At 66.3% G+C, this 12315-nt stretch carries 10 protein-coding genes; 2 read left to right on the top strand and 8 right to left on the bottom strand.

All coding sequences use genetic code 11. The annotated features are described in order from the left end of the window. Positions 1 to 425: 425 nt before the first annotated feature. The gene (locus FFI87_RS16920) at positions 426 to 1022 is read right to left on the bottom strand and encodes a phospholipid-binding protein MlaC (RefSeq protein WP_041490220.1); all 597 of its coding nucleotides are present in this window, start codon (positions 1020 to 1022) and stop codon (positions 426 to 428) included. Between the two features lie 330 nt (positions 1023 to 1352). Between FFI87_RS16920 and FFI87_RS16915 the strand changes: the two genes are divergently transcribed. Then, positions 1353 to 3986 carry an MMPL family transporter gene (locus FFI87_RS16915; RefSeq protein ID WP_012367148.1) on the top strand — a complete coding sequence of 878 codons (2634 nt, stop codon included), beginning with the start codon at positions 1353 to 1355 and terminating at the stop codon, positions 3984 to 3986. Continuing rightward, positions 3979 to 4950, top strand: a complete 972-nt coding sequence (locus tag FFI87_RS16910; protein WP_138849755.1) for a VacJ family lipoprotein — start codon at positions 3979 to 3981, stop codon at positions 4948 to 4950. The genes FFI87_RS16915 and FFI87_RS16910 overlap by 8 nt, the downstream gene beginning before the upstream one ends. Before the next feature lie 482 nt (positions 4951 to 5432). Here FFI87_RS16910 and FFI87_RS16905 read toward each other — a convergent pair whose 3' ends face one another. The 7 genes from FFI87_RS16905 to FFI87_RS16875 form a co-directional block, all read right to left on the bottom strand. After that, positions 5433 to 6026 (bottom strand): N-acetylmuramoyl-L-alanine amidase, encoded by a 594-nt coding sequence (locus tag FFI87_RS16905; RefSeq protein WP_138849756.1) that lies wholly within the window; start codon positions 6024 to 6026, stop codon positions 5433 to 5435. Positions 6027 to 6040: 14 nt separating this feature from the next. After that, positions 6041 to 6523 (bottom strand): Hcp family type VI secretion system effector, encoded by a 483-nt coding sequence (locus FFI87_RS16900; protein ID WP_138849757.1) that lies wholly within the window; start codon positions 6521 to 6523, stop codon positions 6041 to 6043. 393 nt (positions 6524 to 6916) lie between these two features. Continuing rightward, positions 6917 to 7624: a phosphorylase gene (locus FFI87_RS16895; protein WP_138849758.1), complete on the bottom strand. Its 708-nt coding sequence runs from the start codon at positions 7622 to 7624 to the stop codon at positions 6917 to 6919. 3 nt (positions 7625 to 7627) lie between these two features. After that, positions 7628 to 9601 carry a squalene--hopene cyclase gene (gene shc / locus FFI87_RS16890; RefSeq protein WP_138849759.1) on the bottom strand — a complete coding sequence of 658 codons (1974 nt, stop codon included), beginning with the start codon at positions 9599 to 9601 and terminating at the stop codon, positions 7628 to 7630. A 15-nt stretch (positions 9602 to 9616) separates the two neighbouring features. Then, positions 9617 to 10870 (bottom strand): hydroxysqualene dehydroxylase HpnE, encoded by a 1254-nt coding sequence (gene hpnE / locus FFI87_RS16885; protein WP_138849760.1) that lies wholly within the window; start codon positions 10868 to 10870, stop codon positions 9617 to 9619. A 3-nt stretch (positions 10871 to 10873) separates the two neighbouring features. Further along, complete coding sequence (hpnD, locus tag FFI87_RS16880) at positions 10874 to 11722, bottom strand: presqualene diphosphate synthase HpnD (RefSeq protein ID WP_138849761.1); 849 nt, start codon at positions 11720 to 11722, stop codon at positions 10874 to 10876. Positions 11723 to 11982: 260 nt separating this feature from the next. Further along, positions 11983 to 12315, bottom strand: a complete 333-nt coding sequence (locus FFI87_RS16875) for a hypothetical protein (RefSeq protein ID WP_012367154.1) — start codon at positions 12313 to 12315, stop codon at positions 11983 to 11985.

Genomic DNA, 12315 nt, shown 5'->3' with positions numbered 1-12315 from the left:
CGTGCAACGTATGCACGCAAAGGGCTGGCGTATGCTCGCCGCCGATATAGCTGAGGTCGCAACGTGAAACAGCGTTCGCACGCGTGGTGTAAGGACCGGTTACTGCTCTTGTCAGCTGCGCTTTTGTGCGCCGGATTGGCGAGCGCGTTTGCGCGAGTTTCGGGAAAAGATGCGCCGACGATTATCCTGTCGATTACCGTCTTCGCGTTGCTCATCGATAACCGGAGGCTTCGCAAGGCACTCCGACAAGCCACCGAGGAAAATCGACCACATGAGCCATGAGCGGGCTTCGCGTACGGCCGTCACGGGATCGTCCAGGCCGACGGACACCGCTCAATGTGCAACGCCCCGGCCGCATTCGCGACCGGGGCGTCGTGGTTTCAGCGTCGCATTTCAGTCGCGGCTCGCGCCGCGACCGTTGACCGTCAGTTCGTCCGCGAGTTGTGCTTCTGCAGATACGCGATCAGGCCGTCGATGCCACCCGTTGCGAGCTGGCTCTTGAACTGCCCCTGGTAGACCTGGATCAGCCACGCGCCCGACATGTCGATGTCGTAGATCTTCCAGTCGCTGCCGACCTTGCCGAGCCGGTAGCCGACCGACTGGCTGTCGCCAGGCGTCGTCACCGTCGACTGCACCAGCGCATCGGCACCCGACGCACCGCCGGCCTTGAACGAGAACTTCGCGTCCTGGTTGCCGAGCTGCGCGAGCGACGCGGCATAGGTGCGCGTCATGAGCACCCTGAACTGCTTGTAGAGTTCCTGCTGCTGTTGCGGCGTGGCCTGCTTCCAGGCATCGCCGACCGCGATGCGCGTCGTGCGCTCGAAGTTCGTCACCGGCAGGAAGCGCTGCTCGACGACTTGCGTGATTTTCGCCATGTCGCCGCCGCGTGCAGCCGGATCGGCCTTCATCGCGTTGACGGTGCCCTCGACCGCATTGCGGACGACGTCGACCGGCGCGCTCTGCGCGAAAGCGGAAACCGACACGGCGGCCGCCGCGACGAAAGCAAACAGATGACGTTTCATACGGATATCGCACTCGATGAGAAAAAACGGGCCGGCGGATTGCATCGATTGCATCGGCCGGTGGGTCGAAGTATAGCGGCCCGAACGCCCGCCTGCCGCCCGGTGACCGACTGTTACCTTTGAGCCCCTTTTGTCACAGGACCGCCGCCGCGGCACGATCCGGGCCGATCATGTAAATATCCGCTTACCAATGGTCCGATCATTCGCGCCGATTCCCTCGCCGCGGAGCAAATATCCTTCCCGCCCCTTCATGCTGCAACGTTGCGACCGCCGTCACGCGGCGCCGGTATACTCGTTGCTTTGCCCTTGCCAGCCCCTTCCCACCGCCACATGGTGACATCTCTCATCGTCCGACTCGTCGCATTGTCGGTACGCCGCCCCGTCTGGGTCGTCGTGCTGTCGCTCGTCATTGCCGTCTTTAGCGGCGTCTATGTCGCGCAGCACTTCAAGATCAACACGGACATCAGCAAACTGGTCGACGCGGAACCCCAGTGGGCCGCGCTCAGCAAGGCCGTCGACAAGGCCTTCCCGCAACGCAACGGCACGATCCTCGCGGTGGTCGAGGCGCCGGCGCCCGAATTCGCGACGGCCGCCGCGCACGCGCTCACCGAAGCGCTGCAGAAGCAGGCCGACGCCGGCCGGATCGGCCAGGTCGCCGAACCCGGCGGCGGCCCGTTCTTCGAGCACAACGGGCTGCTGTTCCTGTCGTCGCAGGAAGTGTCGGACACCACGTCGCAGCTCGCGAGCGCGCGTCCGCTCGTCAACGAACTCGCGAAGAACCCGAGCCTGACCGGCCTCGCGACCACGCTGTCCACCACGCTCGGCCAGCCGCTCCTCACCGGCCAGGTAAAGCTGCCCGCGATGGCGAAGCTGCTCGCGCGCAGCGCCGCGACGGTCGACGACGTGCTGGCCGGCAAGCCGGCCGCGTTCTCGTGGCGCGGGCTGGTCGACAGCGATGCCGCGCGCCAGCCCGCCCGCGCGTTCGTCACCGTGCAGCCGGTCGTGAACTACGGCGCGCTGAAGGCCGGTGCGGAAACGACGCAGGTGATCCGCGACACCGCGCAAGCGCTCGGCCTCGAGCAACGCTACGGCGCGGCCGTGCGCCTGACCGGCGAACAGCCGCTCGCCGACGACGAATTCGCGTCGGTGGAAGACGGCGCCGCGCTCAACGGCGCACTCACGCTGCTCGCCGTGCTCGTGATCCTGTGGCTCGCGCTGCGCTCGAAGCGGATGATCGGCTCGGTGCTCGTCACGCTGTTCGTCGGCCTCGTCGTGACGGCCGCGCTCGGCCTCGCGATGGTCGGTTCGCTGAACATGATCTCGGTCGCGTTCATGGTGCTGTTCGTCGGCCTCGGCGTCGACTTCTCGATCCAATACGGCGTGAAGTACCGCGAGGAACGCTTCCGCGATCAACGCATCGATCACGCGCTGATCGGCGCCGCGCACTCGATGGGCATGCCGCTCGCGCTCGCCACCACGGCGGTCGCCGCGAGCTTCTTCTCGTTCATCCCCACCGCCTATCGCGGCGTGTCCGAGCTCGGCCTGATCGCGGGCGTCGGGATGTTCGTCGCGCTGCTGACCACGCTCACGCTGCTGCCCGCGCTGCTGCGCCTGTTCGCGCCGCCGGGCGAATCGAAGACGCCGGGCTTTCCGTGGCTCGCACCGGTCGACGATTTCCTCGATCGCCATCGCAAGCCGATCCTGATCGGCACGCTCGCGGTCGTGATCGGCGCGCTGCCGCTGCTCGCGTTCCTGCACTTCGACTTCAACCCGCTGCACCTGAAGGATCCGCACAGCGAATCGATGGCGACGCTGCTCGCGCTGAAAGATTCGCCCGAAGCGGCCGTCAACGACGTCACGCTGCTCGCGCCGTCGCTCGCCGAGGCCGACGCGGCCGCGAAGCGCCTCGACGCGCTGCCGGAAGTCGGCCGCACGACGACGCTCACGACCTTCGTCCCGGCCGACCAGCCGGCCAAGCGCGCGGCGATCGCCGCGGCCGCGAGCGAACTGCTGCCTGCGCTGACGCAGCCGGCCGCGCCGAAAGCGACCGACGCGCAGCGCGTCGCCGCGCTCAAGCGGGTGTCCGACCTGCTGGGCTACGCGGCGGAAGATCACCCGGGCCCGGGCGCGGCCGCCGCCCAGCATCTGTCGGCATCGCTCGCGAAGCTCGCCGCCGCCGACAGCGCGACGCGCGACCGCGCCGAACGCGCGTTTTCCGACACGCTGCGCATCGCGCTGAACCAGCTCGCGACGCTGCTGCAGCCGCAGGACGTCACGCGCGAATCGCTGCCGCCGCCGATCGTGCGCGATTGGGTCGCGCCGGACGGCCATGCGCTCGTGCAGATCTCGCCGAAGGTGCCGAAGGGCGTCGACCCGAACGACGACACGATGCTGCGCCGCTTCGCGAAGGCGGTGAAGGCCGCGGAGCCGGGCGCGACCGGCGGTCCGATCTCGATCCTGCATTCGGCCGACACGATCATCAACGCGTTCCTGCACGCGGCGCTGTGGTCGATCATCTCGATCACCATCCTGCTGTGGATCACGCTGCGCCGCTTCGGCGACGTGCTGCGCACGCTGGTGCCGCTGCTCGTGTCGGGCCTCGTGACGCTCGAGATGTGCGTGCTGCTCGGCATGTCGCTGAACTTCGCGAACATCATCGCGCTGCCGCTGATGCTCGGCGTCGGCGTCGCGTTCAAGGTGTACTTCGTGATGGCGTGGCGCGCGGGGCAGACGGGCCTGCTGCACTCGAGCCTCACGCACGCGGTGCTGTTCAGCGCCGCGACGACGGCAACCGCCTTCGGCAGCCTGTGGCTGTCGCATCATCCGGGCACGTCGAGCATGGGCAAGCTGCTCGCGCTGGCGTTGACCTGCACCCTGATCGGCGCCGTGGTGTTTCAGCCCGTCCTGATGGGCAAACCGCGCGTCAAACGCGCCCAGAACCAATCGCAAGGAAACAATGAATAAGGTGCGAATCATTGCGGCGACCGTCGCTGCCAGCGCGGTGCTGAGCGGCTGCGCGACCGGCCCGAACCGCAACCCCAACGACCCGCTCGAGCCGATGAACCGGGCGATGTACAAGTTCAACGACACGGTCGATACGAACATCGCCGTGCCGATCGCGAAGGGTTACCAGAAGATCACGCCGACGCCGATGCGCACCGCGATCAGCAACTTCTTCTCGAACCTCGGCGATCTCGGCAACATGGCGAACAACCTGCTGCAGTTGCGCATCACCGATGCGACGCAGGATCTGATGCGCGTGGCGATGAACTCGGTGTTCGGCGTCGCCGGCCTGATCGACATCGCGACGCCTGCCGGGCTGCCGAAGCATCACCAGGATTTCGGGCTGACGATGGCGCGCTGGGGCATGCCGTCCGGCCCGTACCTCGTGCTGCCGGTGTTCGGGCCGAGCACGATCCGCGACGGCGTCGGCCGCGCGGTGGACGTCCGCTTCAACCTGCTGAACTACATCGAGCCGGCCGCGCGCAATCCGATGTACATCGCGCAGTTCATCAGCGCGCGTTCGGATCTGCTCGGCGCGACCGACCTGCTGAAGCAGGCGGCGCTCGATCCGTACTCGTTCGTCCGCGACGCGTATCTGCAGCAGCGCAAGTCGCTGACGTATCGCGGCCAGTCGGCCTCGGCCACGCCGCCGAACTACACCGAGCCGGGCGAGTCGGGTGCGGTGCCGGCGGCCGCGCCGGCCGTGCCGGGCTTGCCGAACTACGAGGATCCGGGTGAGGCGGGCGGCGCATCGGGCGCGGCGCCGAACAACGCGCCGGGGTTACCGCAGTACGACGATCCGGGTGCGGACGGCGCTATGCCTGCGAGTGCGCCTGCTGCGGCACCGGTGGCTACGCCCGCGGCTGCATCCGCTGGTGCGACGACGGCGCCGGCCATGGCGGCCAGTAGTCCCATCGCACAGTAACGCGACACGGAGCGAGACGTACCGAGGAGCGCCGCACAATACGCGGCGCTTTTTTTATCCGCACACGGGCCAGGCAACCTAGCATTCCCCAACGTCGCCAAGTCCATAAGTACAAGCAAACGGGTCGTACCATTTATTGTTTTTATAATAAAGCGTTACTGCATCGCCTCTCGTGAAGATAAATGTAGCAACGCCGCTTGAAGATAGATCCCACTTCCCCGAACTGCCGTCATCGAATCTCAACGTTCCCGCTGCATAACACGAGGAATACCGTTCGTGAGAAAACATATATCCCTCGACCGGATATGCCCTCGTGAAGAAATTTCTGAGCTGTTGAACAGTGGGTCGAAATTTTTTACAGACCTCCGACGCATCACCCTCTCTGCTCTTCCCGGATTCGAGAATCTCAATATCCCTCACCCCTCTCGCCTGTGAGGAGGAACAGAACAAGAAAACACACACAAGGAAAAAATATTTACACATCAATCCCATTGTGCAGTCCCCGCCTCAGTTCCCATCTTGCAAGACACCTCAGGATGCCTGTATATCTCAGAAAAAGATATTCCTAATGTTTCGCAAAGCTCTTTCACGAGCCACCTCAGTGAATTATTTTGCCATTCATTCACCGTTTCGTATATTTTCGTTTCCCTGTCCATACGACCAACGATTTCTATTCCAATAGAGTCCGCATTCCCCGGATACCTGCCTGGGAAAACCTTCCCATACTCCACTCGCGATAATTTTGCATATTTCCCGGCCATATCAGACATTCTTTTAAATTCGGATGGGCTACACTTCCTTTCCATAAGGCACCGGGATTTAAGCAATCCAACATGGTTGGTTCTCTTGTATACGGAGGCAGTTTGATATATGACTCCAGTCTTGTCTATCAGGAAATGCGCTCCGTTTGCCCCACTTCCTGCATAGCTATTAAACGTACTATCAGCCGTGGTGCCGTCAGTTTGGTGAACAACGATTCCATTCACCTTAGCCATCGCGCTTCGCTCAATTGTCGAAAAAATCTTCACCTCGACGCGCTCCGCATCAACATGACCTTGTTTTGAAATAAACAGCATTCCACCCCCTGTCGTTAAATAGTCATGTTGGCCTTGATGTCGTAGCCCATGCTCACCGCTCCGCCATTACCGCCCTGAGAATTTTGAATCACATATTCCTGCCTCACGCGGGAGAAGGATAGTCGAACCTCCTCGCGCGGAACCCTCATATTGGCGGTGCCAACCTGATTGACCTGGGTTACGAGTACATCCTCCATCGTGACCCTGAGGTATTCGAGCGGTGTACCGCCAGCTTTGCGCATTACGAGCACAGCACTCTCAATATGCTTTCCCGTCAGGCAGTACTGAATAAGATTCGGCGTGGCACGATCGATATAGTGCTCGAAAGTCAGATCGTCGACGGTACTTCTGCCTGCGCCGCCACCACTTCCCATATGCATATTGGATTGCTGACTCACGGACCAATCCCACGTCAGCACTTCGATTTCATTCGGGTGATTGGCATCGGGCGATTCGCCCGCTATGCCCGCCAGCTTCAAGAAAATGTCCCGCGCCATTCGCTCCCCTCGATCAGCAAATAAGAAAATCAAATCGATTCGAACGATGAAAGATAGGACCCGACGCGTCAATCAGACGAAGTCGAAAAACAGAATCCAATTGCCTCGACGCACTGTCCACCAGCAAATGAGCCCGCGGGCGCGCGCTTATACCGGGTGATGAACCTGGAGCAAAGGAAACTCACCGTGCGTACGATGCTGGTGCAATTCCCGTTGGAGATTCAGGGATCTCATTCGGACGGCAGTTCCGAAGACACCGACTCCAGTGCGACGCCCATGCCGGTGCAGGCGCGCACCGACTTCATGGGCTCGCGGCTATGGCGCGGTAACGACAATGCGTCGGCTCCGTGCGATCGAATGGGGAAAGAAGAAGTGAACCGCGGCGAACGCCGCTCAGACGATCCGCATCGCGCCCGCACGCTCGAATGCGTGCCGCGCCTGGATCAGCGTCGTGCGCGCCGCCCGCGCGTCGCCGGCGACCTGCAGCAGCGGGCCGAGCTGCGACGGCTGCTTCAGCAGTTCGCGCAGGATCGGCAGGATCGCGGTGCTGCCGTCGTCGCGCAGGCCGGCCGTCGCCGCGCGCGGCAGCGTGCGCCACGCCGGGTCGACGATCGCGCGGCACACCGCGAACGGCACGCCGCGCGACGCCGCGAAGGCCGCGGCGATATGCGATTCCATGTCGACGGCGAGCGCGCCCTTCGCGCGATGCAGCGACGCCTTTTCCTGCTCGCCGACCACCGGCGCGCTAACCGCCGCCATCGTGCCGCGCGTGACGCGCGCCCACACCGGCGTGTCGTGCAGCGCGGCGACGAGCCGCGCGCTCCAGGCCGGATCGGTCTGCACGCGGCCAAACGGCCCGTCGATCGCGTCCGCGATCACGAGCGCGCCCGGCGCGAGGTCGGGCGCGAGCCCGCCCGCCGTGCCGAAGCTCACGATGCCCGCGCAACCGCGCGCGGTCGCCTCGGCCAGCGCGCGCTCGAGCCGGTCGGCACGCGCGGCGAACACGGCCTCGACGCCGTGACCGCGCGCAATGCGTGCCTCGAACGCCATCCCCGTGACGGCGATGACGGGCAACGTGCCGTTGTGCTGCGTCGGCGCCACGCGTTACAGCCCGAACGTCACGCGCGTGGCGTTGTTGCGCTTCAGGTTGCGATAGCGCGCGAGCGCCCACAGCGGGAAGAACTTGCGATAGCCGTGGTAGCGCAGATAGAACACGCGCGGGAAGCCCGTCGCCGTGAAGCGCGTCTCGTCCCACAGCCCGTGTTCCTTCTGCTCGGCGATCAGGTACTCGACGCCGCGCGCGACGGCCGGATTGTTCACCTCGCCGGCCGCCATCAGGCCGAGCAGCGCCCAGGCCGTTTGCGACGCGGTGCTCGGCGCCTGCTCGAAACCACGATAGTTCAGCTTGTAGCTGTCGCCGTCCTCGCCCCAGCCGCCGTCCTTGTTCTGGATCGACAGCAGCCACTGCGCGCCGCGCTTCACGCGCGGATCGTCCGGCGTCAGGCCCGCGGCGTTCAACGCGCACAGGGCCGTCCACGTGCCGTACACGTAGTTCATCCCCCACCGGCCGTACCAGCTGCCGTCCGGCTCCTGCTCCTTCAGCATGTAGTCGAGCGCGCGGCGCGCCGGCTCGCTGTTCAGCGGCGTCTCGCCGAGCTGCGCCAGCATCGACAGGCAGCGGCCCGACACGTCGGCCGTCGGCGGATCGAGCAGCGCGCCGTGATCCGAGAACGGGATGTTGTTCAGGTAGTACTGCGTGTTTTCCGGTTCGAACGCGCCCCAGCCGCCGTCGCTGCTCTGCATCCCGACGACCCACTCGCGCGCACGCGCGATCGAATCGCGAAACGCGTCGTCGTGCTTGAGTTTCTGCACGCGATCCATCGCCACCGCGACCACCGCCGTATCGTCGACGTCCGGGTAGTGCGGGTTCGCGTACTGGAACGCCCAGCCGCCGGGTCGCACGTGCGGGCGGCGCGAGATCCAGTCGCCGCGCACGTCGAGGATCTGCAGCGGGCGCAGCCATTCGAGGCCGCGGATCACGGCCTCCTCGGCGCGCGCGTCGCCGGTCTCGAGCAGCGCATGCGCGGCGAGCGACGTGTCCCACACCGGCGACAGGCACGGCTGGCAATACGCTTCGTCCCCGTGCACGACGAGCAGCTTCTCGATCGACTTGCGCGCGATCGCGCGGTTCGGATGATCTTCCGCATAGCCGAGCACGTCGTACATCATCACCGCGTTGGCCATCGCCGGATAGATCGCGCCGAGGCCGTCCTCGCCGTTCAGGCGCTCGTCGACGAACGACACGGCCTGACGGATCGCGCGTTCGCGCGTGTAATTCGGGAACAGGCCGTCGGCCGCGCGCAGCGCATGGTCGACCACGCGGAAGAACGCGAACCAGCCGGGGCTCTGGTGGCCCTGGCGCGGCAGCAGCCCGGCGTTGACGGGCGGGTCGACGAACAGCTCGTCGATGCGCACGCCGCGCGGGTTCTTCGCGATCGGACGCTTCGCGTTCAGCACCAGCAGCGGCACGATCACGGTACGCGCCCAGTACGACACCTTCGACAGGTGGAACGGGAACCACTGCGGCAGCAGCATGATCTCGACCGGCATCATCGGCACCGCGCGCCACGGAATCGCACCGTACAGCGCGAGCTGGATCCGCGTGAACACGTTCGACATCTCGGCGCCGCCCATCGCGTGGATCGCACGGCGCGCGCGCTGCATGTGCTCGGCGTTCTCGTCGTCGCCGATCACCTTCAGCGCGAAATAAGCCTTCACGCTCGCGCTGATGTTCGGCGCGCCGTCGGTGAACAGCGGCCAGCCGCCATCGGCCTGCTGGACGCGGCGCAGATAGCGGCCGATCTTCTGTTCGAGCTCGAGGTTCGGCGTCTCGCCGAGATAGTGGACGAGCAGCACGTATTCGGCGGGAATCGTCGAGTCGGCCTCGAGTTCGTAGACCCAGTGGCCGTCCGCGTTCTGTGCGGCCAGCAGCGCGTCGGTCGCGCTGGCGACGGCGGCGTCGAGCCCGGCCGGCACGGTGCCGGCGGACAGGGTAGCCATTTCGGTGAGATCGTTCATCGGTCCCTCTGTTACTTACTGTGTCTGGAGCACGTCCGCGGCCAGTTGGCCGGAACGGATCGCGCCCTCGATCGTGGCGGGCAAGCCGGTGGCAATCCAGTCGCCCGCCAGCACGAGATTGGTCCAGCGCGTACGCGCGGCCGGACGTTTCATTTCCTGCGACGGCACCGCCGCAAAGCCTGCGCGCGGCTCGACGACGAGCTGCCACGCGGGAATCGTTTCCGGGTTCGCGCCGCTCACGCGCGCAACGTCTTCCCAGATGCGCCGCGCAAGCGCGTCGCGCGGCATGTCGAGCCAGCGGCCCGCGTCGCGGATCGTCGCCGCGAGCATGCCGCCGCTGGCGCGCACCGCGTCGACGACGCCGTTGACGACGGTCGTCTGCGGCGTGCCGCCGGCCGGTGCGTCGACCGCGAAGTATGCGGTCACGACCGCGCTGAACGTGTCGGGCGCGGTGAGATCCGGGACGAGCGGCTGCGCGACCTCGGGCGGCACGGCGAGCACGACCGCGTCGCCCGGCGCGAGATCCACGCGCTCGCCGCCGACCGTGACCGCATCGACCGCATTGCCGTGCGCGCCGAATTCGAACGCGTCGAGCCGCGAGTTCAGCCGGATCTGCGCGCCGCCGTGCTGCAGCATCCGCAGCGCCGGTTCGACGAAGGCGCTGCCGAGACCGTGGCGCGCGACGAGCGGCCGGCAGCCTGGGCCGCCCGAGGCGAACGTGCCGCACAGCACCGCGCGCGCGAGCTCGGCGCTCGCGTGGCGCGGCTCGACGTTCAGCACCCCGAGGAAATAGGGGCGCAGCCAACGATCCCACAGCACGCCGTCACATCGCATCGTCTGTGCGAGCGAGCGGCCGGTGCGCGCGAACGCGAGCGAGGCCAGCGCGAGGTAGTCGAGCGGCGTGGTGCCCGGCGCGCGCGATGCGGGGTCGAACAGCCACGACGGCCAACGCCCGTTGCCGAAGCGCAGCGTCCAGCGCTGCTGCGACGCGACGTCGGCCACCGGACATTCAGCCAGCGCGGGCCCCGTCAGCTGATCGGCCGCGCCGATCGCACGCAGGTAGCGCTGCGTCGCCGGCTGCCCCGCGAACACCTGATGCAGCCCGCTGTCGAGCGTCGTGTTCAGCGTCCCGTCGAACCACGAGCGGCAGCGGCCGCCCGCGTGCGCATGCGCGTCGTGCAGCACGATGCGCCGCCCGCGACGTTGCAGCTCGACGGCGGCCGACAGGCCCGCGAGTCCTGCACCGATCACGTGGACGGTTCTGGGCATCGCTCAGAACAGCGCGTAACGCGCGGCGATCATCAGCATGCGCGCCTTCGGCTTGCGCAGCGGCGCGCGCGGCGCGGCGAAGCCGCGCGCGATCGCGGCCTCCAGAATGCAGCGATACGCGCCCGACATGATGCGCGGCGCTTTCACCTGCGCACGCGTGCAGGTATCCATCACGGCGTCCGCCGCGCGGAAATGCTCGAGCGCGCGCTCGACGAGCGTCGCGCAGACGCGCGGCAGCGCCGGGTCGCGCACGATCGTCGCCGGATCGGTAATCGCGATGCCTTCGCGCGCGAGCAGCTCGCGCGGCAGGTAGCAGCGGTTGATCGCCGCGTCGTCGTCGATGTCGCGCAGGATGTTCGTCAGCTGCAATGCGCGACCGAGGTGGTGCGACAGCGCGATGCCTTGCGCTTCCGGGATCCCGAAAATCCTCACCGACAGACGGCCGGCCGCGCTCGCCACGCGATCGCAGAACAGCTCGAGCGTCGGCTCGTCCGGCGCGCAGATGTCCTCGGCGGCGTCCATCGCCATTCCGTCGATCATCGCGTGGAAATCCTCGCGCTTCAGGTCGAACGCGCGAATCTCGCGCTCGAGCGCGACCAGATGGCGCGGCGGCTGGCCGGCGAAGCACGCGTCGATGTCCGCGCGCCAGCGATCGAGGCCCGCATTGCGCTCGGCGCGCGGCAGGTCGCTGTCGGCGATGTCGTCGACCGCGCGGCAGAACGCGTAGACCTGGAACATCGCGTCGCGCTGCACCGCTGGCAGGATGCGCATCGCCAAATAGAAAGAACTGCCCGATGTGACGGCAGCGGCGTCGGTTTCTTGTTCGTCCACGACGAGATTGGAAACGGCCAAGACGAGCTCCACGGAGACGCCCACGCGGGGCGATTGAAGAAGCCATGCCCGGCTGGGTTGGTCAGGGCGTCAAATGCGTGCGAGATATGCGAACGATCGACGCAGACAGGCACAAATTACCGGCCGGAAGCCGGAATTGGGCGAAAGTATAGCAATCTTTGAAGTTCGATGGCGGCCCCGTGCCGCGCCCGGCGGGCCGCGCCAAGACTGGCGGGAGCCGGTGCGGCCGGCCCTGGCGGGGAATGGCGTCGCGCGGTGCGTCAGCCGTAGACGATGTCCCGCTGCAGATCGAGCGCGATGAGCCCCATTTCACGGGTCAGCTGCAGCACCGAGCGCCGTTCGAGCCGCGAGCCCATGAAGCTCGTCACGCAGCCGTCGGGCTCAGCCGTGAACTGGAACGACGCGCCGCCGGTGCCGAACCACGCGCCCGGGACGTCGGGCGACTCGTGCCAGTCGAGCTGGTCGAACACGCGGGCGATTCCCGCGCGCACCGCGTCGCTCGGGCCAATCGGCGGCGCGATCTCGCCCAGGTCGTCGAGGGAATAGGGGCCGGGCTTGTCAGGCCGCCGGTAGAAAAGGTAGTCGACGTTCAT

Origin of the sequence: Burkholderia sp. KBS0801 (assembly GCF_005937855.2) — a bacterium.
Lineage (GTDB): Bacteria > Pseudomonadota > Gammaproteobacteria > Burkholderiales > Burkholderiaceae > Burkholderia > Burkholderia ambifaria.
The sequence above is the reverse complement of the archived record's forward strand: the minus strand, read 5'-3'. Positions and strand labels throughout refer to the sequence as shown.